The sequence below is a fragment of the Brevibacterium sp. 239c genome, assembly GCF_900169365.1.
Taxonomy (GTDB): domain Bacteria; phylum Actinomycetota; class Actinomycetes; order Actinomycetales; family Brevibacteriaceae; genus Brevibacterium.
This window is the reverse complement of record NZ_FXZH01000013.1, coordinates 14,863-41,401: the sequence shown is the minus strand read 5'-3', so window position 1 is coordinate 41,401 and position 26,539 is coordinate 14,863. Positions and strand designations below refer to the sequence as shown.

Genomic DNA, 26,539 nt, shown 5'->3' with positions numbered 1-26,539 from the left:
TGACGGGCACCCCTCATATGTCTGAGCGCCCTACTCATCGAGGAAGAGGTCGAGCTCGAGGCCGTCCTCGCCGGAACGTATGCTTGCGCCGGAGCCCTCAGCCCCATGAGGAGCCGAACCATACCGGTAGACGGAGAAGTCCGTGGTGCCCTCCTCACGCAGCACCTCCTCGTCGATGAAGAAGTTCCCCGACACCGCACGCGGATCCCTCGTGAGGATCGCCCATGCGGCATCCGACACGATCTGCGGGGTGCGACTGCGTGCCATCAGCGCCTCCCCGCCGAGGATGTTCGCCACTGCGGCCGTGCCGATCGTCGTTCTCGGCCACAGACTGTTCGCCGCAACCCCGTCGCCGCGAAGTTCCTCGGCCAGCCCCAGGGTCACGAGCGACATGCCGTACTTGGCCATCGTGTAGCCGAGGTATTCGCCCGCCCACTGCGGATTGAGATTGAGCGGTGGCGAGAGCGTGAGGATGTGGGCGGCCGTGGACTTTCGCAGATGCGGCAGCGCGGTCTTGGCCAGGAGGAACGACCCTCGGGCGTTGATCGACTGCATGAGATCGAACTTCTTCATCGCCAGGTCTTCCGTCTTCGACAGATCGATCGCACTCGCGTTGTTGACGACGATGTCGATCCCGCCGAATGTCTCGGCCGTCCTCGACACCGCCTCGGCGACGGATTGTTCGTCGCGCACGTCACCGAGGATCGGCAGAGCATGACCGCCGGCTTCGTCGATCTGATCCGCGGCGGTGTAGATGGTGCCTTCGAGCTTCGGGTGCGGTTCGCCGGTCTTCGCCAGGATGGCGATGTTCGCGCCATCAGCGGCCGCGCGCAGTGCGATGGCCAGGCCGATCCCTCGGCTGCCGCCACTCATGAGGAGGGTTCTGCCTGCAAGCGTGCGTTCCGGGACGGCCGCAGATTCGCAGCCCTCGGTGAGTATGAAGTCAGTGGTCATTGCGTCTCCTTGAGCGATTGTTTTGCGGCCAGATAGCCGCACATTCCATGAGCGCCCGGGCCCGGAGGAACCGCGGCCGAGCACAGGTATATCCCTGGCCGACCGGCGCTCGGTGCGCTGAGTCGGTAGGGGTTGAACCCAGGAGTCGGACCGAGCACCAACTGCAGAGGGTCCTTGCGACCAGTGAGGATGTCACCTCCGACGAAGTTCGCATTGAGTGATTCGATTGCAGTGGTCCCACGAGGCGTCACCGCGAGGATCCGATCTCGGCACCCAGGGGCGAAGCGTTCGATCTGGGCGAGGATCGCCTCGGTGGCGTCTCCTGTGAAGCCCTGTGGCACGTGCGCATAGCAGTCGATCGGAACGAGTGAACCCTTCCCACGTCCGGGGTCGGCAAGATGTTGTTGGGCGAGGAGGACGAATGGCTTCTCAGGCATCCGACCTTTGGAAGTCTCGCTCTCTGCGAAGGCCGTCTCCTCGTATGACCCCGAGAGATGGACGGTTCCGGCACGCCGGGACGGTTCGTAGGTCCACGGGATCCCGCCGTCCACGGCCAGTGCGAGTTTGAACGCGGCCGGCCCGTTCTTCCACCGTTCCAAACTCCGCACCGCACGCACCGGCAGTGAGCTGCCCGCGATGCGGGTCGCCTCGGCGGGGCCGGTGTTGAGCATGAGCACATCCGGGTTGCCCAACTCCCGAACGTCCTCGACCCTCCGTCCGGTCTCGAGCCGCCCGCCAAGGGACAGAAGGAGCGACTCCATCGCCGAGGTGATTCGACCCGATCCACCGACCGCCACCGGCCAGCCGAAGTAGTGAGCGGCCGAGGCAAGAGACGTGCCGATCGCCGAAGAGAGCGGCGCGTTGAAGGGGCCGAAGGTGTGCGCTGCGACACCCGACCATAGGGCGCGGGCCTCCTCGGTGCGGAAGTACCTCGCGACGGCGGCTGCGGGCAGTGCCGCACGCGCGCCCAACATCGCAAGGTGGAAAGGGTGCCGGGGCAGATGGATGAGGGACTGGAGGAACTCGTCGGCAACGGTCGGCATCCGTGAGGCCACGGGGGAGAAGAATGTCCGGTACCGCTGGGCATCGGCACCGAGGGTGCATGAGGTCTCCACCACGGATCGCACGGCGCTGGCTCCGCGTCCGCCGTCGAGAGGGTGCGCGAACTCGACATCCGTGTAAGCCCAGTGAAGACCGTGCTGTTCTAGTGGGAATACGCGAGCAAACTCCGAGGCCAGCCCGAAGGCGTGATGGCTCGAGCACTCGTCATGGAGCAGGCCAGGAAGGGTGAGTTCGGAGCTGCGGGCGCCGCCCCCTACCCGATTACCTGCCTCGTGCACAGTGACCGAGACGCCGGCAGCGGCCAGGGTGATGGCCGCCGCCAGTCCGTTCGGTCCACTGCCGATCACAGCAGCAGTCGTCATTCTCGGGCTCCTCGTCTGGTCACGCGGGCGCAGTCGGCGACCTTCCAAGTTCCACGCTCCACGATTCCCCCGGCGGCGTCAATGACCATATAGTCCTGGGTCGGCTCATGGAACGCTGGAGTATGCAGCGGCGACAGTGAGTCGCCCATCACGACCTGTCCGAAATATCAGACAAATTCTGCCTGACTCGGTTCTGCCATACGCTCCGGCGGTCCATACTGAGGAAGAACCATTCTCAAACGTTAAGGATCTTGTCGTGCAGCTCTTCACCGGGATCAGCGAATTGGTCGTCAACGACCTCGACAATATGGGCGAGCTCGGCGTCATCGAAGACGCGGCTCTCCTCATCGACGATGGTCGCGTCGTCTGGTCGGGACCGTCTGCTCAGGCGGACATCGTGCTCCGGGACCACCTCGGCGAGGCTCGATCCGACTCCTTGGCCAGCACCGTTCTCAACGACGACGACATCGCCAACGGTGAGGTCACCTCGGCGAGCGCCGGCGTCGAATTCGAGACCATCGACCTCGGGGGCAAGGCCGTCATCCCGGGCTTCGTCGACAGCCACAACCACCTTATCTTCGCCGGCGACCGCTCCGAGGAGTTCGCGGCGCGCATGGCCGGGCAGAAGTACTCGGCCGGCGGCATCGCGACGACCGTCGCGGCCACCCGCGCGGCGAGTGAAGAAGAGCTCGAGGCCAACCTTGTCCACCTCATGGATCAGGCTACTCGGCACGGCACGACGACCTTCGAAATCAAGTCCGGCTACGGGCTGACCCTCGAGGACGAAATGCGGGCGCTGACGATCATCAACCGGCACACCGAGGAATCAACGCTCATCGCCGCCCACGTGGTCCCACCCGAGTTCAAGGACACCCCGGAGGCCTACGTCGACCTCGTCATCGATGAGATCATTCCGGCCGCGACCGGTCAGGCCAAGTGGATCGACGTGTTCTGCGAGAAGGGCGCCTTCACCGAAGACCAGACGCGTCGCATCATCGAAGCAGGCAAGGCCGCGGGCATGAAACCGCGCCTGCACGCCAACCAGCTCACCGACGGGGGAGCGCTCAAACTCGGTGCCGAACTCGGCTGCGTCTCCGTCGACCACGCCACCTTCGCCTCGGACTCCGATCTGGCGGCGCTCGCCGCAGCCGGCACCGTCGTCACGCTGCTGCCGAGCATCGAGTTCTCCACCCGTCAGCCCTATCCGGACGCTCGCCGTTACGTCGAGGCCGGAGTGACCCTGGCGATCGCCACGGACTGCAACCCGGGATCCGGATTCTCCAACTCCATCCCCTTCACGATCGCCATCGGCGTTCGCGACATGCACTTCACCGTCGAGCAGGCCGTCTGGGCGGTCACCGCCGGTGGAGCTCACGCCCTGCAGCGCAGCGACGTCGGTCACCTCGGCGCAGGGGCTAGGGCCGACCTGGCCATCCTGGACGCACCCAGCTACCGCCACCTGGCCTACCGACCCGGCGTCCAACTGGTCGAACGCGTGTACCGCGGGGGCGAACTCGTCGCCGACAACAGACCACAGGTCTGAACTGCTGAGTGCCGGGCCCGGTCCTCCCGCCTCTTCACCGTCTGATGACACCACACGAACGTATAACTCACTCAACCGAAAGGTCCCAGATGTCAGTCTTCATCGATCTCGATCCCGATACCCTCACATTCGCCCAGGTAGTCGACGTCGCCCGCCACGACGCGAAGGTGGCCCTGAGCGAGACCACCCTGGCCCGCGTGAACAAATACCGCGAAGCCATCGACGCACTCGCCCAGGCAGAGAAGCCTGTGTACGGAGTCTCCACCGGCTTCGGGGCACTGGCCCAGCGCCACATCCCCGCCGAACTGCGCACCCAGCTGCAGAAATCACTCATTCGCTCCCACGCGGCAGGCGTCGGCGAACCCGTTGAACGTGAGGTTGTGCGCGCACTCATGCTGCTGCGTGCACGCACCTTGTCCACCGGCCGGGCGGGAGTCCGCGCCGAGGTGCTCCAGACCTACGTCGATCTGCTCAATGCCGGCATCACCCCGGTCGTCCACGAATACGGATCGCTGGGCTGCTCGGGCGACCTTGCACCACTCTCTGCCTGTGCCCTCGTGGTCATGGGTGAAGGTGTCGCCGCGGGCCCCGATGGTGTTGCCGGACCCGCCGACGAGATCCTGGCAGCGGCTGGAATCAAGCCCGTGATCCTGGCCGAGAAGGAAGGCCTGGCGTTGGTCAACGGCACTGACGGCATGCTGGGCATGCTCATCATGGCCCTGACCGACCTGGAGAACCTGCTCACCGCAGTCGACGTCTCCGCGGCTATGAGCATCGAAGGACTCTTCGGCACCGACGCCGTCTTCGCCCCCGAACTCCACTACGCCCTGCGCCCCCACGACGGCCAGTCCGCGGCGGCCGCGAACATGCTCTCAGCCCTCAAGGACTCGGGCATCACCGCCAGCCACCGGGATTCGACCCACCTCGTCCAGGACGCCTACTCGATGCGCTGCGCCCCACAGGTCAACGGCGCCGCCCGCGACGCGGTCGCCTTCGCCACCCAGGTCGCCGAGCGTGAACTGCGTGCCGCGATCGACAACCCCGTCGTGCTCACCAACGGAATGGTCTCCTCCAACGGCAACTTCCACGGCGCGCCCCTGGCTCATGCCCTGGACTTCCTCGCCATCGTCGCCGCCGACGTTGCCTCGATGTCCGAACGCCGCACCGACCGGATGATGGACGTCACCCGGAACCAGAACCTGACCCCGTTCCTCGCCGACGACGCCGGCGTCGACTCGGGCCTGATGATCGCCCACTATACGCAGGCCGCGATGGTCTCCGAGGCCAAGCGCAACGCCAGCCCCGCCTCGGTGGACTCGATCCCGTCCTCGGCGATGCAGGAAGACCATGTGTCCATGGGTTGGTCGGCCGCCCGCAAACTGCGCAAGGTCGTCGACAACCTGGCCAGCGTCATCGGCATCGAGTTCTACGCCGCCTCCCGGGCCTGCGATATGCGCGAAGCCGCACCGGCACCGGTCACCGGCGCCGTGATCTCCACGATCCGCGAAACCGTGCCAGGACCCGGCCCCGACCGCTTCCTGTCCCCAGAACTGGCCGAGACGATCGCCAAGGTCAAGGACGGTTCCCTGGTCGCCGCCGCCGAGTCGGTCTCGCCACTGCAGCACACCGTCACCTCGGCTGCCGGAACCTGGCTGCCCGAAGGCGACTCACCAGCTGTCAACGACCCTGAGTTCACCGCCCTGGGCAATCTCGACGCGGCCGCCGAAGCCTCCGGAACCGACGCGGCCACGACCCATCCGGACAGCGCCAGCCAGAACGCCGCAGGCCAGGATGGAGCGAACTGAGATGAGCGACGTCGTCTCCCTCCTGGCTCAGATCGAGGACACCGGCCGTGACGCCCGCGGTCCCGGCTACCAGCGGCCCGGGTTCTCGAAGACCGAGCGCGAACTGCGTGATTGGTTCCTCGCCGAGGCGGCCCGTCGTGGCCTCGACACCGAGATCGACGACAACGGCATCACTTGGGCGTGGGCGACCGCGCCCGGTGACGATGCCGTCGTCACCGGCTCGCACCTGGACTCCGTCCCCGGTGGCGGAGCGTTCGACGGTCCCCTCGGCGTCGCCTCGGCGCTGGCGGCCTTCGACGAGCTCAAGGCCTCCGGAGCACTCGAACGGGCGAAGCGTCCCCTGGCGCTCGCCGTGTTCCCCGAGGAGGAGGGCTCACGCTTCGGCGTCGCCTGCCTCGGATCACGCCTGATCACCGGAGCCATCGACGCGGACAAAGCACTCGGGCTCACCGACGCCAACGGCGACACCTTCGCCGACGTCGCGGCCGGTTACGGGCTCGACCCGAATCGCATCGGCACCGACCACTCCAGGCTGGACAAGGTCGGATCCTTCATCGAACTCCATGTCGAACAGGGCATCGGGCTCATCAACACCGACCAGGCGGTGGCGATCGGCTCCTCGATCATCGGCCACGGCCGCTGGCACTTCGCCTTCTCCGGGCAGGGCAACCACGCCGGCACCACCCCGATGGGCCACCGCGCGGACCCTGTGGTCGCAGGCAGCCGCGTCATCGGAGACATCCCGGTCCTCGCGGCCAGCCACAACCAGGCGGTGGCCACGGTCGGCCGCACCCTCATCCACCCGGGCGGAACGAACGTCATCGCCTCGGGCATGAGCTTCTGGCTCGACATCCGCCACGCCGATGACGCTGTCGTCAGACAAGTGCTCGAGTCGATCTCGAGGCGCGCCCGCGAGCATGCCGAGGGTGCCGGCGTTGAGGTGTCGATCTCCCAGGAATCGTACTCACCGACGACGTACTTCACCGCCGAACTCAATTCCCGGCTGACCTCCGTGCTGCCCGATGCGCCGCTGCTGCCCTCGGGCGCCGGACACGATGCGGGCATCCTTGCACCACACGTGCCCTCGGCGATGCTCTACGTGCGCAACCCGACCGGAGTCTCGCATGCGCCGGAAGAGGCGTGTGAGGTCGATGACCAGCGCGCCGGAGTGAGCGCTCTGGTCAAGGTCCTCGAAGGGGAACTCGGTGTGGCTGATTCATCCGTCACGACAGACTCCTCCGCCACGGTCGCAGGAGAAGAGTCATGAGCACACGTTTCTGGTGCGAATCCGCCTGGGTCGACGGTCAGGTCGCCACCGGTGTCCTGCTCACCGCCGATGACACCGGCACCCTGATCTCGGTCGAGACCGAGATCGACACCCCACCCACCATCGCCGAGGTGGTCCCCGGGTTCACCCTGCCCGGTGGAGTCAACGCCCACTCCCACGCCTTCCACCGCATTCTGCGCGGACGCACCCACGGGGACGGCGGGACGTTCTGGAGCTGGCGCGAAGTCATGTACTCCGTAGCCGCGAAGCTGAGTCCCGAGAATTACGAGACCGTGGCCCGAGCGGTCTTCGCGGAGATGCTCGCCGGCGGCTACACCTCGGTGGGGGAGTTCCACTACGTCCACCACGCACCCGACGGGACACCGTATGGGAGCGCCCATGCGATGGAACGCGCGCTGGCACGCGCGGCCACCTCGGCGGGGATGCGCATCCGGCTCCTCGACACCTGCTACCTCACGGGCGGCATCGACTCCGATCTCTCGGCCGAACAGGCCCGGTTCGGGGACGGAACCATCGACGGATACATGGACCGGCACTCCTCTTTGTCCGAGGCCTTCTCCACCGAATTCCCGGTCGAATCTGCAGGTGAGAGCTTCGTTTACGTAGGATCGGCCATCCACTCGATCCGTGCCGTCCCGGCCGCGAACCTGCCCCGATTCGCCGAACTCAACGAACCGGTTCATGTGCACCTGTCCGAACAGCCGGCGGAGAACGAAGCCTGCCAGGCCGCCTACGGCACAACGCCGACGCAGGTACTGGCACGTTCCGGCGTGGTCGCGACAAACCTCTCGGCCGTCCACGCCACCCACCTCAGCGAGGACGACATCGCGACCCTCGGCGGGGCAGAAGCCAACATCGTCATGTGCCCGTGCACCGAGGCCGACCTAGCCGACGGCATCGGCCCGGCCCGCGAGCTCGCCGACGCTGGGGCCACCATCTCGATCGGCTCCGATCAGCACGTCGTCCTCGACGCCCTGCGCGAGACCCAGGGCCTGGAAGCCGGGGAACGACTGCGCTCAGGCCAGCGAGGCCGTTTCTCACCGGCCGAGCTCATCACCTCGCTGACGACGGGTGGGGCACGCAGCCTCGACCTGCCCGTCGGAGAACTGGCCGTGGGCAAGGCGTGTGACTTCATTGCAGTGGCCACCGACAGCATGCGCACCTTCGGTTCGGTGGGAGAACAGATCATCCTCTCGGCCACCTCGGCGGATGTGCACATGAGCGTCACCGGCGCCCAAGTTCGGGTCCGCGACGGTGTGCACACCGAACTCGGTGAGATCTCTGAACTGTACCGGGCTGCGTTCGCGGCACTGGAGATGGAGGACTGAGTTGTGGCTGAGGTTCCAGCACTGCGGCGCTCGATCGCGATTCTGCGGCACTTAGCGTCGTCGAATCGCCCGATCACCGCCGGTGCACTGGTCCGGGCGTTGGAGATTCCCCGCTCAAGCGCCTACGAGCTGCTCACCGTGCTCGAGGAGCTGGGACTCGTCGTCCGCACCGAATCCGGCTACGCGCTGGGCGCCGGCGTGCACGAGTTGGGCAGTTCCTATCTGCGCACGAACCCTCTGCAGCGTTTGGCCCAACCCATCGTGCGGCAGCTGGCCGACGACACCGCTGCCACAGCTCAGCTGGCCGTCATCCGCGGTTGGGAAACCGTGTACGTGCTCAAGGAGCAATCACTGAAATCGGTCGCCGTCATCACCGCCACGGGTGTGCGCATGCCCAGCTACCTGACGGCGACGGGGCGGGCGATACTGGCGCATCTGCCCAAGTCAGAAGTGCTGGCGATGTTCCAATCCGAATCCGGGTTCGTCACCCGCACCGGTCAGGGCCCGACCACGGTCAAGGCGCTCAACGCGATCCTGGCCCAGGATCGGCGAGCCGGGTGGGCGATCGAACACGGCGAGGTCACCCCGGGAATCTCAACGATCGCGGCCCCCGTCTACGATGTCCTCTCTCGCCCGATCGCTGCCATCGGACTCTCGCTGGCCGGTGATGCGCTGAGCTCAGGAGCCTCCGGTGACGCGCTGGACGAGGACGCCGACACCGAGCCGCTCGTGGACCGGGTCCTCGCAGCCGCCGCCGAGGTGACCGCCAAGCTGCGGTGACACTCCAAAGAATCAAGCAGCGGCGTCGAGCGGACCACTTGGCGTCGATAGGGCAGGTTATAGAGTCTCCCATCGAGGCTAAGTGGTCCGCTCGGTGAACCTGGAGTCAGAGTCCGAGAACGCGCTTTTCGCGGGCGACTTCCTCAACGATCTGATGGTCGCTGCGCAGCTCCTTGATCAGAGCGATTCCGAGAACGACGACGATGACGGTGAATGGCACCGCAGAGAGCATCGCCGCCTGCTGCAGAGCCTGGAGTCCACCAAGGAGGAGCAGCACGATCGCGCACGCGCCGGTGAGGATTCCCCAGGTGGCGATGACCGGACGGTGCGGCTCGAACGAGCCTCGCGAGGACAGCGAACTGAGCACGAAGGTGTTCGAGTCAGCAGAGGAGACGAAGAACAGGATCACCATGATGACGGTGAAGATCGAGGCCAGAAGCGAGAGCGGCAGTTCTTCGAGCAGGCTGAAGAATGCGGTATCGAGATTGGCCGTAGTGGCCTCCCCGATCTTCGCTCCGCCCATGTCGAGCTTGATCGCAGACCCGCCCATGATGGTGAACCAGAGGAAGAACACGGCACTCGGAACGAGCAGCACGCCGGCGACGAACTGGCGGATCGTGCGGCCCTTGGAGATCTTGGCCAGGAAGATTCCGACGAAGGCGCTCCACGACAGCCACCAGGCCATCATGAAGTAGGTCCAGCCCAGCATCCATTCGCTGTCTGCCGCGCTTGAAGGCGTCATGAAGCTCAACTGCAGGAAGTCGCCGGCGAAGGAACCGACCGAGCGCACGAACAGATCGGCGACGAAGCCGCTGGGCCCGGTGATGAAGACGAACAGCCCGAGGACGGTCGCCATAGTCAGAGTGATCTGGGAGACGTATTTGATGCCGCGGCCGACGCCGGAGAGAGCCGAGCCGGTGAAGAGCAGCGTCAGCACGCCGATGACGACGACCTGCAGAGTCAGGGTGGCGTCGACGCCGAACACGACTTTGAGGCCCTCACCGATCTGAGAGGCGCCGAGGCCCAGTGAGGTTGTCGTGCCGAACAGGGTGGCGATGATGGTGAGGATGTCGATGAACTTGCCGACCCACCCGTCGACGAACCGCCCGAGCACTGGGCGCAGCATCGTCGATACGAGAGCCGGGCGACCTTTCCGATGTGTGGAATAGCCGATGGCCAGGCCGAAGACTCCGAAGATGGCCCAAGCCTGGAAGCCCCAGTCGAGATAGGAGAACTGCATGGCGCGGACCGCGGCGTCCATGGTCTCCGGCTCTGCCAAGCCATGTGGCGGGACCATGAAGTGCGACATCGGCTCGGCCACACCGTAGCTGACGAGGCCGATGCCCATGACCGCTGCCAAGATCATCGCCAGCCAGGCAAAGGTGCTGTATTCCGGCCTCGAATCCGCGGACCCGAGACGAAGACGGCCGAATCTGCTGGCCGCAAACCACACGAGCATGACGATCGCGGCGAATGGCACGACGAGATAGATCCAGCCGAAGCCCGATGAGACTGCGGTCATCGCAGTGGTCATGATGTTGCCCAGGCTCTCCGGTGAGATCGCAGCCCAGAGCACGAAGGCGATGACGAAGGCCACCGACCAGTAGAAGACGCTGCCGATGGGGCTTCGCTGAGCGGAGTCGGCATCCTGTGATTCTGCTTGCGCGGCTGCCGCGTCCGCGGCGATCCTTTCGGATGCAGTGGTCCTTGCCGCGGGGGCAGGCTCCGAGTCGGCTTCAGGCCCGGGGTCAGGCTCCGGTTCAGGTACGTGGTTGTCCAGCATCGTCATCGTGGTCTCCAAGCTCAAGCCAGCCTCGGCGGCGGGCAGTAGTCTTCGTCAGGGGGGCGGTGGGGGTAGTGCGCAATGGCAAGAAACAGGCTCCGCGAACTGGGGTGTTCGTGGAGCCTTGTAGGTGACGAGTGTATTCGCTTTCGATTGGAAAGACCGACTCGTTTCGGCACATCAGTGGAGAGTGTGACGTTTCTCGCCCCAGTAGGCCTAGTGCCAGCGACCCCTCCTTTTCGCCGAAAGCACACCTTAGCGTCGAGCGCATACTCCCTAAAATATGCGCTCGACGCTAAGGTGTGCTTTCGACGCGCGACCCGGCGCCGGCTCACAGATAGGGCTGGGTGATGAGCTCCAAATACATGCCCGACGGGTCCAAAAAGTACACGCCACGGCCCCCATGCTCGGTGTTCGTCTCATGCAGTCGAGTCCGCTGCGGGTCTGCCCAGAAGTCGAGGCCACGTTCGTCCAACAGCGCCACCGCGCGATCGAAATGATCATCCGTGCAGACGAAGGCCATATGCACGGGCTGTATGTCGAAGGTCTGCGGGGGAGACGCGAACTGCAGCATCACACCCCCGTCGAGCATGATGTTGGAGAAGACTCCCCACGACTGAGTGTGCTCGGCCTCGAGGATGTCGACGTAGAACTGAGCGGATGCCGCCGGATCGGCGGCGGCGATGATGGTGTGGTTAAAGGTTGCTGACATGGTGTCCTTTCGAAAAGTGGGTTCAATGAGAGAGCTTCTCGAAAGGGGGCGGACCGCGAACTCTGGGCTCGCGTCCACTGCGGCTCAACTGAGGACCGGGTTACCGATCCGTGAGCGGCTGAAGGCCTGTCCGGTCATAGATCACAGCTTAGTCCAACCGACCCGCAGTCGAAGCGCAATCGCGACAGGCATACACTGGTCGCATGCGTTTTTCCCGACTCAACTGGTGGTGGCTGCAACTGGCAGCCGACTGACGCATTTTCGCGGGCTGCATGGCAGCCCGCTTCACCTGTGGGACCCCTCCGTGCAGCCCTTTACGCATTGGAGAACACATGGATTCCTACGACGCCACACTGTCCCGCATGCCGCGCCTTCACAACGATGTTGACGCGAATCCCGGAAACTATCGCATGCTCTCGGGCGAACGGCCGACGGGCCGACTTCACCTCGGGCATCTCTTCGGTTCGGTGCTCGAGCGCGTGAGGCTGCAGAACAAGGGGATTGAAACCTTCATCATCCTCGCGGACTATCAGGTGATCACCGACAGGGACACCTCGGCGAATGTGAAGAACAACGTTGCTGAGGCGATCCTCGACTATCTGGCGGCAGGGATCGACCCGGCAAAGACGACCATCTTCACGCATTCCTCGGTCCCGGCCCTCAACCAGCTGCTGTTGCCGTTCCTCAGCCTCGTCACCGACAGCGAGCTGCGACGAAATCCCACGGTCAAGTCCGACCTCGAGGCCTCCGACCGGCCACTCAGCGGTCTGCTGCTGACTTACCCCGTCCACCAGGCCGCCGACATCCTCTTCTGCAAGGGCAACCTAGTGCCGGTGGGCAAGGACAATCTGCCGCATGTCGAGATCACGCGGACGATCGCCCGGCGCTTCAACGAGCGTTACGGGCACGTTTTCCGAGAACCCGAGGCCATGGTCACCGAGACGCCCGAGGTGCCGGGCATCGACGGGCGGAAGATGTCGAAGAGCTACGGCAATGCGATCGCTTTGGGGATGAACGAAGACGAGACGACTCGGCTCATCCGTAAGGCCCGCACCGATTCTGATCCGCATATCAGCTTCGACCCCGAGCAACGACCAGGTGTGTCCGCGCTTCTGACGACCGCTGCCTTCTGCTCCGGATCCACTCCGCAAGCCATCGCGGATGAACTGGGTGATGCGGGATCGGGTGCGCTCAAGGCCACCACTGCCGAGGCGGTCAATGAGTTCTTATCGGAACATCGCAGCCGTCGTCGGCAGTTGGAGGCGGACAAGACGTACGTCGACGGAATCCTGGCGGAAGGCAACGATCGCGCGAACGCGATCGCCGATTCCACCCTCGCCGAGGTTCGGGCCGCGATGGGCATGGACTACTGAGCGGCGTGATATCGCAGCAGAACTGCAATCGCAGTCTGTTGAGTGTGACTAATTGTGAGGGTTCAAGCCCTTCCGGGATCCTGTTTTCAGCCGTGCCACGTTCTCAACTTCGCCGCGATTTCGGCCGTCTCCATGCTGCCGCTCGCGATCGAAATGACAAGAGCGTAGGCATCGTCGTCCGGCGCATCGAAACTGACCCCATTGAGATCATAGAAGACGGCGAGGCTGAGCCAGCCCAGCCGCTTATTGCCATCGACGAGAGGATGATTTCGGACGATCGACTCCAGCAGGACCGCGCCCTTCTCGTCTGTGCTCGGATAGACCTCGGTGGCCCACAAGGTCGTCGTAGGTCGGTGGGCAGCGGAATCAAGCAGACCGAGGTCCCGAACCGGTCCAACATTGAGATCGGCGACCAATTCGAGGAGATCTTCAGTGTGGAGGTAGATCGTCACTTTCCGAGCCGGTCGAGCAGATCGCCATACCGTTCGCGGGCGCGCTTCGAGGCGTCGCTGACTTGTGCCTCGTGGCCCCGCCTCTCGGCCACCTCGTGGATTGCATTGATGATGAGCGCCTGGCGGCTCACCCCGTCTTGCTCCGCGAGGCGAGTCAGGAGCTCTTCGTCATTCTTGTTCAAACGCAGTGTCATTGCCATGTGTCAATGATACCAATGTGGTATCAGATTTGGCTACGGCGCTGGAAGGGAAAATGTCATGTCAGCTGCTTCACCGTCATGCTGATGAGATGGCTGATGTCACCGCCGCCGCAGCACCACCGCAACTTCGAGGTGTTTGGTGTGCGGGAACATGTCGAAGACTTGCGCCCGCTCGACGGTGCAGCTGGGCATCCGGTCAAGGTCCTTGGCCAGAGTGAGCGGATTGCAGCTCGAATAGACGATGTGATCGATCCCGGATTCCTCAAGAGCCGCTGACAGCCGTGCCCCGATCCCTCGCCGAGGTGGGTTGACGATCACACAATCCGGTCGTTCGCCGGTCGCCAGGTTCGCCTCAGCGAACTCAGTGGCATCATCGGCGATGAACTCGACCGTGGTACCTGACTGGGTGCCGAAGCCGAGTTCGGCAGCGCTGATCTTCGCGGATTCGATGGCCTGCTCACTCAGTTCGACACCGGTGACCGTGCGCGAAGTCTGCTGATCAGACTCCTTCGCGCAATACAGCGCGAACCCGCCCACTCCGCAGTACAGATCCCACAGCGAGCTGGGTGAGATCTCGTCCACCCACTCAGCGACCTGATTGTAGAGAGCGATCGCCACTTCGGTGTTCGTCTGGAAGAAGGACTGCGGGCGCAGATGCAGGTCGACCCGGTCGAGATTCATGCGCAGCGAGTCCCCCAGCAGCAACTCTTCGTGACTGCCTTCGAGCACTGCCTTATGCTCGGGCAGCAGGTTGACGGAGATGACAGTGGCCATGGGTATCAGCTCGATGAGCTGGTCACGCCTGGACCGCAGCGCGTCGAGTCCGTGCTGGCTGCGGACGACGAACCTGATCATCAGGTCTCCGGACGGTGCCGCGGTGACATGGACGAACTTCAGCTCACCTCGGCGAGCTTTGATGTCATAGGGGTCGAGGTTCGTGTGGTCGAGAAAGCCCGCAAGGGTCGGGATCACAGTGCGGATCTGTGCGGACTGGATCCCGCACTCGCGCAGGTCGACCCCGTGGAAGTCCTGGTCCAGGATGCCTAAGGTGACGGCGCCGGCCGAGCCGCCCACCGCCAGCTTCGCTCGGTTGCGGAAATCGCTGTCGGCCCCGACCACGGCAGGCAGCCAGACATCGGGGGAGTGGTCGGCCAATACCTCGCGGCACCATGCCTCTTTGTTCGAGACCTGATCGATGTGGGTGGTTTCGATGAAGGTGCAGGAGCGGCACAGTCCCTCGTCGAAGTAGTGACAGTCCAAAACCCCGTGAGCCGCCGAGGTGGGGGTGAGGGGCAATGATGTCATAGCCCCATTTTACTGCGTCGGTTCGGTGCGTGCTTCACCGTCGTTCGCCAAGCCGGCCACGGTCTCCCCGGCCGTTGACGCGCACCGCCGCTGCCGCGTAGACTGAAGAGAACCAAATCGATTTGGCTCGCCTTTGACCGGCGACCTTTCGGTATCGTGGACCACGAGGAAATGCAGGGTCGAAGAGGCCCCTGCGACGACGAAGGATGACATGACCCAGCTGCGCACACTGCACCAGGCCCCGACGCTGCTCGTTCCCGAACAGGTCCTCCTTCCCGAAGGCCCGCAGCGCGATCATGCGGTGCTCATCGCTGAGGGGCGCATCGTCGACGTCGGACCCCTCGAGGCTGTCACAGCAGCGGCTCCGGAGAATATGGTGCGCATCGACCTGCCCGGCCGGCTCCTCATGCCGGGCTTCATCGACTCGCACCATCACCTCACACAGTCCTTCGGCAAATCGCTCGTCTTCGGCGAACCCTCCGAGATCTTCCAGCGCGTCTGGGTTCCGATGGAGGCGAACATGGACGCCGAGGCCATCGACGTCGCCACCCGACTGGCCGCCTGGGAATCCTTGCGCGGCGGGTTCACGACGGTCGCCGACGCGGGCACTCGCGCCAGCGTCGACGTCTCCGCCATCGCCGATGTCACTTCCGCTGTCGGACTGCGGTGCGTCCTCGGCGTGATCTGCAACGATTTGGGGGGAGGGGCGAAAACCGCGAACCTCGCCGAGGTTCTCGCCGCCGCCCAGCATCACCTGAGCAGGTGGGTCGCCGAACCTCTGGTCCACCCCTCGCTGGCCGTGTCCATCCCCGAGGTCGCCTCGGACGAGGCCCTTGTCGCGATTACACAGCTGGCACGCGAAGCCGGAGTCCCCTTCCAGACCCACCTCAACGAACACCTCGCCGCGGTCGAACGATCCCTCATCGCCAACAAAGAGCGTCCGCTGGAACGACTGGCCCGCCTCGGCGCCCTGGGACCCGAACTTCTGGCCGCGCACGCAACACTGCTGACTCCCCGCGAAATAAGACTGCTGGCCGACAGCGGAGGAGCCATCGCCTACAACCCTGTCGCGAGTTCCTGGAAAGGCAACGCGGTTGCACCGGCACTGCTCATGCACGAACTCGGCATGCGCATCGGTTTGGGCACCGACGGGACCCGCTCCGATGCCTTCCGCCTCCTGGACGCAGCCGAAACAGCACAGCGACTGACTGGCGGAACCGTCGTCGGCGACTCATCGAGCGGCGGTGGCTGGACCTGGCTCGAACAAGGGCTGCGCGGGGGCGCAGACGCCGTCGGACTGGCCGGACAGGTCGGAGAGATCGGCCCAGGAGCACTCGCAGACCTGCTCGTGGTTGATCTCGACGTCCCCGAATTCGTTCCCTCCTGGGATGTGCCCTGGGAACTCGTGCGCATCGCCAACCGCGATCAGATCGAGGCAGTGATCGTCGATGGCAGACTCCGGCTTGAGAAGGGGTGGCCTGTCGACTGGGACGGACGTGCCTTCTTAGAGCGTGCCCGCGAGGTCTCAGGCCGAGTCGTCGCCGATTCTCCGATCACCCGCATCGACCCATCGGCGAGCGAACACCGCGCCGCGTGGATGAGTGAGCACCGACTGTGACGGTCCTGGGCCTGTCGATCCTCGCCTTCAGCATCGTCGCGGTCACCGTGCTGCTCTCGGCCTTCGTGCAGGGCTCGACAGGCATGGGCTTCGCGATGATCACCGCCCCCGTCGTCAGCTTCATCGACCCGAGCCTGATCCCCGTGATGCTGCTCGTGCTGATGATTCCGCTGAACTTCTACGTCGCGGCCCGGGAGCGATCCGACATCCATTGGCACGGGGTGAAGTGGATCAGCGTGGGCCGTTTTGCCGGCACGTTCTTCGGGCTCTGGATCCTCGTCATCGTCAACCTCCACCAACTCGCCCTGCTCATCGGCTGGTCGACGCTGGTGGCCGCCGTCATCGCGCTCCTCGCCCCGAAGTTCGCTCCGAACAAACCCGTTCTGGCCATCGTCGGCCTCATCACCGGTGTCACAGAGACCTCGACGGGTATCGGCGGACCGCCCTACGCCCTGGCCTACCAGCACAGTCCCGGCCCGGAGCTGCGCTCCACGGTAGCCGTGTGCTTCCTCGTCGGGGAGGTCATCTCACTGATCGTCCTGGCCATCAGCGGTCAGGTGAATGGGCCGACGATGCTGTTCACACTCGCCATGCTGCCCTTCTTGGCCATCGGTTCGTTCCTCAGCCGATACGTCCACCACCGCCTCGACGGCCCGGTGCTGCGCTACATCGTCCTGGGCTTCGCGATCGTCTCCGGTGCCATCGTCATCATCCAGTCGTGACTTCCCATCCAGTAGGCTGAAACCATGGGTGAAACTTCGCGACCGGTCCGAGCCACGATCGCTGATGTGGCACGTGAGGCCGGTGTCTCACGCACGACCGTCTCCCATGCCCTCAACGGTCTGGGCAAGGTCAATTCCGCGACTCGGGACAAGGTCAAAGAGGTCGCCGCCCGCCTCAACTATCGACCCAGCGTCCGGGCTCAGAGCTTGCGCTCCGGCCGTTCCCAGACGCTCGCGCTGCTGTCGTCGATGCCCTCGGCGGTCTCCGCCGGGCCCTCGCAATTGGGCTTCTTCACCGAGCTCGCGATGGGCTGCGCCCGCACGGCACTGCTCGAGGGCTATGTCTTCGTCCTCGCCCCGCCCGACGGCGACGCCAGCCCCGTCGACCGGCTCGACATCGACGGCGCGATACTCCTTGAACCCGCGACCGATGATCCCATCGCCGCAGCACTGAACGAACGAGGAATTCCGTACGTGGCGATCGATAGTCCGTCGAGTCAACGGACAGTGGACCTGCACCATGAAGAGACCGCAGAGCTCCTCGTCTCACATCTCGTGGAGCGCGGAGCACAGCACCCGGGGCTCGTCGTGGGTTCGGATCGGCGCAGATCACAGGCTGCCGCCCGGGAGGTCTATGAGGCTGCTGCCGCGCGTATCGGCTTCACCCCTGTGATCGCCGAGGCGGACGAAAGTGATGGTGAAGACGGCGGGTACCGCGCATCGACTCGGCTGCTGGCCGAGCATCCGGAGGTCGACGGACTGGTCGTCCCCATCGATGCATTCGCGACCGGCGCCGTGCGAGCAGGTCAGGAAGCGGGACGGACCATCGGAGGCGATCTGCTCATCGCCACACGGTATGACGGTCTGCGCGCCCGCACGAGCACTCCGCCGCTGACCGCTGTCGATCTGGGACTCGATGCGATCTCGAGCGAGGCCGTCGAACGCCTCGTGGCCATTCTCGACGGCGATTCCGGGCCGGAAGCGTCGAGCGGAGCATCCGCACCGACCCTCGTCGCCAGAGAATCGACATCCGGTCCCGCCTGATCAGTCGTAGAAGAGCGGTGCCCGCCTGATCAACCGCTGCGGGGCGGTGCCCGCCTGACCAGCTCAGATCCGGTAGTCGCCGGGACGCTGATCCAGGTGGCTGGGATCGTCGATCGCCGTACGACTCTTCGGGTGCCGGTTCCGTTTGCCTGTGTGATGGAAGAGCAGATTGAGCACGACCGAGACGAAGGCGGCCATCGCGACTCCGCTGCCCAGCAGTGATGCGACGTTTGGAGTCAGCTGCGAGTACATGCCCGGAATGAGGACTGGGAGCAGTCCGGCTGCCAGTCCGACGGTGGCCGTGATGAGGTTGCCTGTCTGGTTGAAGTCGACCTTGGCGAGCATCTGTATGCCCAGGACTGCGATGATCGCGAAGACCACGACTGCCGTTCCGCCGACGACTGCCGCCGGGATGCCGTTGAGGATCCTGGCGATGGGGCTGATGCCGATGATGATGAGGAGGACACCGGCGAAGGCTGTGACGAACCTGCTGCGCACGCCCGAAGCACGCACGATGCCGACATTCTCACCACTGGTGACCATCGCCGGTGTGCCGAAGAGCCCACCGAAGATCGTCACGATGCCATCGGCGCGGATCAACCGTGGAACATCGCGACTGGGGTCGACCTTCTTCTCGACGATCTCACCGTTGATGATCGTCTGTCCCGTCGCCTCGGCCATGGAGGCCAATGCCCACAGCAGCATCGGGATCGCGGCGATGACATCGAACTTCGGGGTACCGAAGGGGAAGAGCGTCGGGGCTGCCAGCAGCGGGCCGCTGGTCTGTGCTGCGAAGTCGGTCACGCCCATGAACGCGGCGACGATGGTGCCGCCGATGAGTCCGAGAGCCACGGAGAGCTTGCCGAGCATTCCGCGCAGGAAGCGGAAGCACAGCACCGTGATGACAACCGTGATGAGGCCGAGCAGCAGGTTCTGCGGATCACCGAACTCCTTCGTATCGGCCTCACCGACGATGAGTTTGCCGGTGACTTGGACGAGGTTGACGCCGATGACGATGACCATGATTCCGATGACCAGCGGCGGGAAGAACTTGAGCAGCTTCACGAAGAGGGTGACTGCCAGGATGTAGAAGACGCCGGTGAGGATGACCGCGCCCACGGCCGTCTCGATGTCGGTGCCCTGGCCGATCGTGATGAACAGGACGGTGGCCGCACCGCCTGGAAGCATGACGAAGGGCAGCTTGACCCCGATCTTCCACACGCCGACGGATTGGAGGATCGACCCAAGGCCGGAGAAGATGAAGACCGCAGCCAAGACCGCCGAGGTGGCCGCTTCATTGAGGTCCAATGCGCCGGCGATGAGGAAGACCGAGGAGATCGGTGTGGCCACCATGACCAGAACATGCTGGATCGCGAACGGGATGAGTCGGTGCATCGGCCGGAGCTGATCGACGGGGTGGACGGTCTCGGCTGCTTCTGGTGCGGCGGTCATAGGACTCTCCTCGGAAACGCATCATGATCGGGCCTGGCGACATTGGCGGCCAAATCGATTTGTCTAATCGTCCCTGGCGACGCGGATCGTGTCAAGAGTCAGTCTGAATGTCGGATGAAACCGAGTCGAACGATGGCCTCAGGCGATGGCGAGGCTCAGGATCATGAAAAGTCCGAAGGAGATGAATGGGGCCAGGACGGCGATGGCGATGGCGATGATTCCCTGAGTTCTGGCGCGGTCGCTGGCAGCTGAGACGATGCCCATGATGAGGCCGGTGACCCCAAGAGCCGCGCACAGGACTTGCAGGCCGGCAAGTGCGATCGCAAGGTTCTGGTACCAACTTGGAATGTCGGTGAAGAAGTGGCCGTGTTCGTTCTCCACCGGGCCGATGGTGACGCCGAGGGTGATCGAGGCGAGCAGAGACAGTCCTGCGGCAATGATTGTGATGCCCAGGGCGACCTTGCCGAGCAGCGGCCGGTTCGCATCTGCGGGCGACGAGACGGGTGAGCGACTCAAGGTGCTCACCTGACTTCCCAGCGCCGCGGTATAGGGCTGCTGTGCGGCCAATTCGTCATCGGTGGGCTGGGGGTACATGAAGTCCGGCGAGGTCATGTCTTCGACACTATGCGCGCCGACCACCACCCGCCCATGCGGCTTCCCTGTGACCCAGGTCGGGAAAACCTGACCGTCCCCCGGAGGTTGGAATACTACAGTCCGCCGAGGAGCGGGAGGACTATCGCTCGGCGACGATGAGGAAGCGCTTCTGCGCCACCTCAATCGGCGATCTGCGGGCCGCCAGTCGGTCAAGGGCCACAAGATTGTCCGCCACGTTGAAGCCGGGAACGTCCCAGGGGACGTAGGCGAGATATTCGATGATCGCCTCGACGTCGGCGAATTCCATCGTGCCTGTCCACTCATCGGCATCGCTGATCGTGAAACCGTGCGCCTCGAGTTCGTCAATGCAGGGCTCGAGGCGATTGTCGGGAGCCTCAGGTGTGCCGCCGAACCAGAGCCTGAACTCGCCGGCCTCGGATCCGTCGACCTGCTGGGTGAGGAAGCGTCCGTCTGGCATCACCACGCGGGCGAGCTCGGACGGATCGTAGCTCTCATGTCGGTTCATTACGAGTTCGAAGAAATCGTCGGGCCAGGGCATGGGTTCGCCGGTCTCGCTGTCGTACTCACGAACCTCGATGCCGTATTCCGCCAGCGCCGAGGTGGCCAGCTCCAGGTTGGGCTTCCACCCCTCACTGGCAAAGACCGAGGATCCGCGATTGAGGAAGCCTCCAATGGTGCTGACATGTTTGACGAGTTCGCCGAGGCGCTCGCCTCCGCCGGTTCCCATGTCGAGGCACGGCATCGACTGCGCCATCGCTTTAGCGCAGGTTAAGTCGAAATCCCAGGGCGGGTCATCGGCGACGACCCTGGAGCCGAGGGGGTCGAAGTTCCAGCCGGTCATCACTGCGGTTTCGTGGATCCATGCCCAGCGGGCGTATCGGTCCTCTGCTGATTCGGCCACGCCGCCAATCCCTCCGTCGCGGAGCCGAACTCTCGGCTCTGACTCCACTATGAAATCTCCGGCGGGTGAAAACAAGCATCCAGGTAAGCGGGTCCGAAGGTGTTCGAACTTTCCCAGTGGCAGTGGCTCAGGTGAGGAAGCAGAAGACGAGGATGAGGATGTTGAGCACGAGCAGCCCCAGGCAGTTGACCCAGAAGTCGCGGCCGACGTAGTGGGCGCGCAGATGGGCACCGGCGGCGGTGAGGAAGTAGGCGATGAGGCCGACGGTCGCTGCCAGGCCGACGCCCGGGATCCAGAAACCGGCGACCAGGCCCGCCACCGCGAGGAACTTCACCACGGCGAGGGCCCACCACCAGTCGCTGGGGAGTCCGACTCCGTCGAGGCAGTCGACGATGGCCTTCGGCGGCCAGAATGTCATGAGGCCGTCGACGAGGACGATGAGAGCCATCACCGCCACAGGCCACCAGGGATCGGGGAACAGGGTCATGTGGACTTCCGTATTTCGGGAGGCGGCCTCATGCGGGTCTCCTCAGTTGGGTGTGGAACGCGATGCTCTGAGAGAGCGCCTCGGTCGCCTCGGGCAGGCTCATATCGCTGGCCGCCCATCGGAACAGGATTCCGAGGTAGGAGTCGTAGAGCGCCACGGCGCTGGCCAGTGCATATGCTTCGCTGATCCCGATTGAGATCAAGCTCGAGGACAGCTTCTCCTGGAGGTCAACGGCAAGAGTCTCAAATACCTGGGGCTTGCCGGGCACCCGCATCAGCGCGGCCGCATAGTCCCGAGACAGGTTCTCGTGAGCCGCGAAGAATTCGAGGAACGGCAGGAAGATGCCCACCAAGTGGTTCTGCACCGCCGAGGTGGCCGCTGGCTTCACCCGGCCACGTGCAGACGATGCCGGCTGACTTCGTGCCGATGCCGCTGACCCCGTGCGCGCTCGAACTGGAAGGGTATAGGTCCCGGACTGGAGCTGTGCGATCCAGCGGTCGTAGCAGCGAATGAGGAGGACATCCTTGTCGCCGGCGGCCATCACCCTGCCCACGGACACCTCGGCGCGGGTGGCGATGCCTCTGACCGTCGTGGCTTTGTAGCCGGATTCGAGAAACAGATCGGCGGCGGCGGAGATGATCTTCTCCTCGGTGCGCAGTCGGCGGTCTGTAAATGAGTGAACGTGTTCAGTAGGCATGGTCGAAGCGTAAGCCTTTCCGTGTTCAGTTACCAGATGCGGTCGCAAATTGAGGCCAATTGAGAAGATGTTGCCCGCGAGGTAGAGTTAATGTACCTTAACTTTATGAACGTCGATCCACCGGACTCCGGCACCTCCATCGCCGCTGCACGTCCGAAGAAGGTCTCCACCTTCTTCCTTCTGGGTCCGGCCTTCGTCGCCGCGATCGCGTACGTCGATCCGGGCAACGTCGCCGCCAATCTCAGCGCGGGTGCCGAGTACGGATACATGCTGGTGTGGGTCTTGGTCGCGGCCAATCTCATCGCCGTTCTCGTGCAGTACCTGTCCTCGAAGCTCGGCCTGGTCTCCGGGCAGTCCCTGCCCGGCCTCCTCGGCGACAGGCTCAGTCGACGATCGCGGCTGGCATATTGGGGGCAGGCGGAGATCGTGGCCATCGCCACCGACATCGCCGAGGTGATCGGCGGTGCCATCGCGTTGAAGATCCTCTTCGACCTGCCGTTGCTGCTGGGTGGTCTCATCGTCGGCGTCGCGTCTCTGTTCCTGCTCTCGATCCAGTCCACCCGTGGTCAGCGTCCCTTCGAAACGGTGATCATCACCCTGCTCGCAATCATCGCCATTGGATTTCTAGCAGGCCTGTTCGTCGGCGATGTGAACTGGGGGCAAGCGGCAGGTGGAATCGTGCCCAGGCTCGAGGGCACGAACTCCGTTGTCCTGGCCGCCAGCATGCTTGGCGCGACCGTGATGCCCCACGCCATCTACCTCCACTCGGCACTGTCCGTCGACCGACACGGCAGTGCCCCGCGTGCCTCGATTCCCCAGCTGCTCAAGGCCAGCCGGTGGGACGTCGTGCTCTCACTGGTCATCGCCGGTTCGGTCAATATCGCGATGCTGCTGTTGGCCGCGGCATCACTGCGGGGTCAGACCGGGACCGACACGATCGAGGGCGCGCACGCGGTCGTGCAGGCCAACCTCGGCGAGGTTGTGGGTCTGTTCTTCGGTGTCGGACTGCTCGCCTCCGGCTTGGCCTCGAGCGCGGTCGGGTCCTATGCGGGGGCCTCGATCATGCAGGGACTGCTGCGGATCAACGTGCCGATCGTGTGGCAGCGCGCGGTGACGATGATTCCCGCGCTCATCATCCTGAGCCTCGGGGTGGATCCGACCTGGTCACTCGTGCTCAGCCAGGTCGTGCTCAGCCTCGGCATCCCCTTTGCCATGGTTCCCCTGGTCAGGCTGACGACGAACCGGACGGTGATGGGTCAGTACGCGAACTCGCGCATCATCACGATCATCGCCATCCTCGCCTCGGTGCTCATTATCGCCCTCAACATCGTGCTCATCGTGCTCCTGGCCCTCGGTGTCGACTGATCGGAGCATCGGGGCCCTCGTGACGCCGAAGACACCCTCGCTTCATGCGCCCGCGTCTGCACCGATGAGGTCTCGACGTCTCCTCCGTGCAGACAATCGGCGTCCGATGAGCCCGTGGCGGGGGCTGAAGAGGTAGACCAGCGCGAAGATCGCACCTTGGGAGAGCACGACCATCCCACCCGAGGCGGTGTCGAGGTAGTAGCTCGAATAGAGCCCGGCCACCGCACAGGCGATCGAGATCGCCGGCGCAATGAACAGCATCCGCTGGAAGCGGTCCGTGAGAAGGTATGCGGTGGCGCCGGGGATGATGAGCATGGCGACGACGAGCACCACCCCGACGGCCTGCAGCGCGACGACGGAGGTGAGCGCGAGCAGGCCGAGCAGAGTCGCACCGAGGAGCTTCGGATTGAGCCCCAGAGCATGAGCGTGAGTGGGATCGAAGGCGAAGAGCGTGAAATCCCTGTTCTTGGCCACGAGCACCGTCAGAGTGATGGCGCCGAGGATCGCCACCTGGAGCAGCTCGGACCATGAGACGCCGAGGAGATTGCCGAAGATGATGTGATTGAGGTCTGTGTGCGAAGGCGTGACGGAGATGAGGACCAGACCCAGCGCGAACAGGGACGTGAAGACGATGCCGATCGCTGCGTCTTCCTTGATCCGACTGGTGTCGCGCACGGCACCGATGAGTCCGACGGCGAGGAACCCGAAGACCACGGCACCGAGGGCGAACGGCGCACCGAGGACGTAGGCGAGGACGACGCCGGGCAGCACCGCATGGGAGACAGCGTCACCCATGAGCGACCAGCCGATGAGCACCAGCCAACAGGAGAGGACAGCGCAGACTATCGATGCGATCAGCGTCGTCGCCAGGGCACGGAGCATGAAATCGTAACCGAGAGGCTCGAGCACGAGCTGAATGGCGCTCATGCTCCATCACCGCTGTTCATCACATCGAGCCCGAAGGCCAGGGCGAGGTTCTCAGGCCGGAGCACCTCCTGGGGGTCGCCGTGGAGCAGCACTCTGCGCATGAGCAGGATCGCCTCGTCGGCGAGGTCCGGCAGCGCATGCAGGTCATGGGTGGACACGAGCACCGTGGCACCGTCCTCGGCGAGCTCTCGCAGCAGTCGCGTGATCGTGGCCTCGGTGCGCTTGTCGACACCGGCGAACGGCTCGTCGAGGAGCAGGATCGTGGCCCCCTGCGCAATGCCGCGTGCGACGAATGCCCGCTTCTTTTGACCGCCGGAGAGCTGGCCGATCTGGCGGTCGGCGTACTCGGTGAGTTCGACGCGTTCGAGGGCGCGGTCGACGGCCTCACGGTCGGTCTTCCGCCGTATCCGCAGCGGTCCCATATGCCCGTACCGACCCATGGTGACGACTTCCCGCACAGACAGTGGGAAGTCCCAGTCGACATCCTCGCTCTGCGGCACGTAGCCGAGAATGCCCGACCGGCGTGCGCTCGTCGTGGATGCGCCATTGATCAGCACACGTCCCTGGTCGGGTTCCAGCAGTCCCATGATCGTCTTGAACAGGGTCGACTTTCCGGAACCGTTCATGCCGATGAGCCCGCAGATCCGCCCGGTCTCGAGGGTGAGGGCGGCCCGATCGAGGGCCAGGACCTGTCCATAGTGGACGGTCACCTCGTCGACGGCGATGGCGGGGGCGCTCATGAGCTCTTCCCGGTCAGGGCGTCGGAGATGACCGCGGAATCGTGCCGGATGAGATCGAGGTAGCTGGGAACCGGGCCGTCGGCTTCGGAGAGCGAATCGACGTAGAGGGTGCCGCCGAAATCAGCCTCGGTGGCCTCGACGACCTGCTTCATGGGTGCCGCGGAGACAGTGGATTCGCAGAACACCGCGGGCACCCCGTTGTCCTCGACGAACTCGATCGCCGAGGTGATCTGGCCGGGTGTCGCCTGTGCCTCGGCGTTGACCGGCCAGATGTACTTCTCACTCAGGCCGGCGTCTCTGGCGAGGTAGGAGAATGCGCCTTCGCAGGTGACGAGTGCTCGCTGTCGCTTCGGCAGAGCCGACAGATCCTCCACGAGTTCGTCCTGGACCGTCTGCAACTCGGCTTTGTAGGCCTCCGCCTGGGCTGTGAAGTCGTCGGCGTGCGCGGGGTCGAGGTCACTGAAGGCCTCGGCCATGTTGTCCGCGTAGATCTGGACGTTGAGCGGACTCATCCAGGCGTGGGGATTGGGTTTGCCGGCGTAAGCATCCTCGGTGATCGATAGCTCCTCGATGCCTTCGCTGACGACGGCATGGTGAACGTCGAGGTCGCCGACGAACTGTTCGAACCACTGTTCGAGGTTGAGCCCGTTGTCGAGGACTAGGTCGGCCTGCGATGCTCTGCGAATGTCTCCGGGAGTCGGTTCATAGCCATGGATCTCGGCGCCGGCCTTGGTGATGGACGCGACGTCGAGATGGTCGCCGGCGACGTTCTCTGCGATGTCGGCGAGCACGGTGAAGGTGGTCAGCACGACCGGCTTGTCTCCCTCGCCGTCCGCCGATCTAGCCGAGGGGGCGCCGGCTGTGCAGGCGGTGAGGCCGAGCGTGAGGGCGGACGCGATGGCGGCTGTGAGTGTGCGGGAGAGATGGCGGGGGCAGCTGAGATGTGGATGGCTGGGGTGGGGCAAGGTGGCTCCTGCTTCGGAAACTGGTGCCCGAGCCTAAGTCAGGATCGGAAAGTTAATGT

Annotated in this window: 25 protein-coding genes; 10 read left to right on the top strand and 15 right to left on the bottom strand. The window is 64.5% G+C overall.

Features of this window, described 5'->3' with window-relative positions; translation table 11 throughout:
* Window positions 1-30 precede the first annotated feature (30 nt).
* Both BSP239C_RS12675 and BSP239C_RS12670 read right to left on the bottom strand, forming a co-directional pair.
* Window positions 31-954, bottom strand: a complete 924-nt coding sequence (locus BSP239C_RS12675) for an NAD(P)-dependent oxidoreductase (RefSeq protein WP_101573409.1) — start codon at window positions 952-954, stop codon at window positions 31-33.
* A complete protein-coding gene (locus tag BSP239C_RS12670) occupies window positions 951-2,378 on the bottom strand; it encodes an NAD(P)/FAD-dependent oxidoreductase (protein WP_101573407.1) in 1,428 nt (475 codons plus the stop codon). Before BSP239C_RS12670 ends, BSP239C_RS12675 begins: the two co-directional genes overlap by 4 nt.
* Window positions 2,379-2,634: 256 nt before the next feature.
* On the opposite strand from BSP239C_RS12670, the gene hutI reads away from it, so the two are divergent.
* The 5 genes from hutI to BSP239C_RS12645 all read left to right on the top strand — a co-directional run bounded on the left by hutI (window position 2,635) and on the right by BSP239C_RS12645 (window position 9,122).
* A complete protein-coding gene (hutI, locus tag BSP239C_RS12665) occupies window positions 2,635-3,921 on the top strand; it encodes an imidazolonepropionase (RefSeq protein ID WP_257930198.1) in 1,287 nt (428 codons plus the stop codon).
* A gap of 89 nt (window positions 3,922-4,010) precedes the next feature.
* A complete protein-coding gene (gene hutH, locus BSP239C_RS12660) occupies window positions 4,011-5,726 on the top strand; it encodes a histidine ammonia-lyase (RefSeq protein ID WP_101573405.1) in 1,716 nt (571 codons plus the stop codon).
* A 1-nt stretch (window position 5,727) separates the two neighbouring features.
* A complete protein-coding gene (locus tag BSP239C_RS12655) occupies window positions 5,728-6,993 on the top strand; it encodes an allantoate amidohydrolase (RefSeq protein ID WP_101573403.1) in 1,266 nt (421 codons plus the stop codon).
* Window positions 6,990-8,342, top strand: coding sequence for a formimidoylglutamate deiminase (locus BSP239C_RS12650; protein WP_101573402.1), 1,353 nt, complete (start codon window positions 6,990-6,992; stop codon window positions 8,340-8,342). Before BSP239C_RS12655 ends, BSP239C_RS12650 begins: the two co-directional genes overlap by 4 nt.
* Before the next feature lie 3 nt (window positions 8,343-8,345).
* Window positions 8,346-9,122: an IclR family transcriptional regulator gene (locus BSP239C_RS12645; protein ID WP_096159453.1), complete on the top strand. Its 777-nt coding sequence runs from the start codon at window positions 8,346-8,348 to the stop codon at window positions 9,120-9,122.
* Window positions 9,123-9,228: 106 nt separating this feature from the next.
* Here BSP239C_RS12645 and BSP239C_RS12640 read toward each other — a convergent pair whose 3' ends face one another.
* Window positions 9,229-10,911 (bottom strand): BCCT family transporter, encoded by a 1,683-nt coding sequence (locus tag BSP239C_RS12640; RefSeq protein WP_101573400.1) that lies wholly within the window; start codon window positions 10,909-10,911, stop codon window positions 9,229-9,231.
* A gap of 325 nt (window positions 10,912-11,236) precedes the next feature.
* A complete protein-coding gene (locus BSP239C_RS12635; RefSeq protein WP_101573398.1) occupies window positions 11,237-11,617 on the bottom strand; it encodes a VOC family protein in 381 nt (126 codons plus the stop codon).
* 332 nt (window positions 11,618-11,949) lie between these two features.
* Between BSP239C_RS12635 and trpS the strand changes: the two genes are divergently transcribed.
* Window positions 11,950-12,990, top strand: a complete 1,041-nt coding sequence (gene trpS / locus BSP239C_RS12630; protein WP_101573396.1) for a tryptophan--tRNA ligase — start codon at window positions 11,950-11,952, stop codon at window positions 12,988-12,990.
* A gap of 86 nt (window positions 12,991-13,076) precedes the next feature.
* On the opposite strand, the gene BSP239C_RS12625 is transcribed toward trpS, so the two are convergent.
* The 3 genes from BSP239C_RS12625 to BSP239C_RS12615 all read right to left on the bottom strand — a co-directional run bounded on the left by BSP239C_RS12625 (window position 13,077) and on the right by BSP239C_RS12615 (window position 14,947).
* Window positions 13,077-13,442: a type II toxin-antitoxin system death-on-curing family toxin gene (locus tag BSP239C_RS12625; protein WP_101573394.1), complete on the bottom strand. Its 366-nt coding sequence runs from the start codon at window positions 13,440-13,442 to the stop codon at window positions 13,077-13,079.
* A complete protein-coding gene (locus BSP239C_RS12620; protein WP_101573392.1) occupies window positions 13,439-13,642 on the bottom strand; it encodes a CopG family transcriptional regulator in 204 nt (67 codons plus the stop codon). Before BSP239C_RS12620 ends, BSP239C_RS12625 begins: the two co-directional genes overlap by 4 nt.
* A gap of 99 nt (window positions 13,643-13,741) precedes the next feature.
* Window positions 13,742-14,947, bottom strand: a complete 1,206-nt coding sequence (locus BSP239C_RS12615; protein WP_101573390.1) for a methyltransferase domain-containing protein — start codon at window positions 14,945-14,947, stop codon at window positions 13,742-13,744.
* 211 nt (window positions 14,948-15,158) lie between these two features.
* On the opposite strand from BSP239C_RS12615, the gene BSP239C_RS12610 reads away from it, so the two are divergent.
* Genes BSP239C_RS12610 through BSP239C_RS12600 form a run of 3 tightly spaced genes read left to right on the top strand, consistent with a single transcriptional unit; the run spans window position 15,159 to window position 18,331 of the window.
* Window positions 15,159-16,565, top strand: a complete 1,407-nt coding sequence (locus tag BSP239C_RS12610) for an amidohydrolase family protein (protein ID WP_101573388.1) — start codon at window positions 15,159-15,161, stop codon at window positions 16,563-16,565.
* Entirely contained in the window at window positions 16,562-17,287 is a 726-nt protein-coding gene (locus tag BSP239C_RS12605) for a sulfite exporter TauE/SafE family protein (protein WP_257930197.1), read from the top strand. Before BSP239C_RS12610 ends, BSP239C_RS12605 begins: the two co-directional genes overlap by 4 nt.
* 24 nt (window positions 17,288-17,311) lie before the next feature.
* Window positions 17,312-18,331, top strand: coding sequence for a LacI family DNA-binding transcriptional regulator (locus tag BSP239C_RS12600; RefSeq protein ID WP_101573386.1), 1,020 nt, complete (start codon window positions 17,312-17,314; stop codon window positions 18,329-18,331).
* A 63-nt stretch (window positions 18,332-18,394) separates the two neighbouring features.
* On the opposite strand, the gene BSP239C_RS12595 is transcribed toward BSP239C_RS12600, so the two are convergent.
* The 5 genes from BSP239C_RS12595 to BSP239C_RS12575 form a co-directional block, all read right to left on the bottom strand.
* Complete coding sequence (locus BSP239C_RS12595) at window positions 18,395-19,783, bottom strand: uracil-xanthine permease family protein (RefSeq protein ID WP_101573384.1); 1,389 nt, start codon at window positions 19,781-19,783, stop codon at window positions 18,395-18,397.
* Window positions 19,784-19,921: 138 nt separating this feature from the next.
* Window positions 19,922-20,395 carry a hypothetical protein gene (locus BSP239C_RS12590; RefSeq protein ID WP_145997447.1) on the bottom strand — a complete coding sequence of 158 codons (474 nt, stop codon included), beginning with the start codon at window positions 20,393-20,395 and terminating at the stop codon, window positions 19,922-19,924.
* A 121-nt stretch (window positions 20,396-20,516) separates the two neighbouring features.
* The gene (locus tag BSP239C_RS12585) at window positions 20,517-21,299 is read right to left on the bottom strand and encodes a methyltransferase type 11 (RefSeq protein WP_101573379.1); all 783 of its coding nucleotides are present in this window, start codon (window positions 21,297-21,299) and stop codon (window positions 20,517-20,519) included.
* A 127-nt stretch (window positions 21,300-21,426) separates the two neighbouring features.
* Window positions 21,427-21,786: a DoxX family protein gene (locus BSP239C_RS12580; RefSeq protein WP_101573377.1), complete on the bottom strand. Its 360-nt coding sequence runs from the start codon at window positions 21,784-21,786 to the stop codon at window positions 21,427-21,429.
* A gap of 28 nt (window positions 21,787-21,814) precedes the next feature.
* Window positions 21,815-22,483: a TetR/AcrR family transcriptional regulator gene (locus BSP239C_RS12575; protein ID WP_101573375.1), complete on the bottom strand. Its 669-nt coding sequence runs from the start codon at window positions 22,481-22,483 to the stop codon at window positions 21,815-21,817.
* 105 nt (window positions 22,484-22,588) lie between these two features.
* Between BSP239C_RS12575 and BSP239C_RS12570 the strand changes: the two genes are divergently transcribed.
* Window positions 22,589-23,848: an Nramp family divalent metal transporter gene (locus BSP239C_RS12570; RefSeq protein WP_101573373.1), complete on the top strand. Its 1,260-nt coding sequence runs from the start codon at window positions 22,589-22,591 to the stop codon at window positions 23,846-23,848.
* A 42-nt stretch (window positions 23,849-23,890) separates the two neighbouring features.
* Here BSP239C_RS12570 and BSP239C_RS12565 read toward each other — a convergent pair whose 3' ends face one another.
* The 3 genes from BSP239C_RS12565 to BSP239C_RS12555 are packed head-to-tail and all read right to left on the bottom strand — an operon-like array spanning window position 23,891 to window position 26,480.
* Window positions 23,891-24,775: a metal ABC transporter permease gene (locus BSP239C_RS12565; RefSeq protein ID WP_101573371.1), complete on the bottom strand. Its 885-nt coding sequence runs from the start codon at window positions 24,773-24,775 to the stop codon at window positions 23,891-23,893.
* Window positions 24,772-25,515, bottom strand: coding sequence for a metal ABC transporter ATP-binding protein (locus BSP239C_RS12560; RefSeq protein ID WP_096158071.1), 744 nt, complete (start codon window positions 25,513-25,515; stop codon window positions 24,772-24,774). The genes BSP239C_RS12565 and BSP239C_RS12560 overlap by 4 nt, the downstream gene beginning before the upstream one ends.
* The gene (locus tag BSP239C_RS12555; RefSeq protein WP_219618897.1) at window positions 25,512-26,480 is read right to left on the bottom strand and encodes a metal ABC transporter substrate-binding protein; all 969 of its coding nucleotides are present in this window, start codon (window positions 26,478-26,480) and stop codon (window positions 25,512-25,514) included. The genes BSP239C_RS12560 and BSP239C_RS12555 overlap by 4 nt, the downstream gene beginning before the upstream one ends.
* Between the last annotated feature and the right edge of the window lie 59 nt (window positions 26,481-26,539).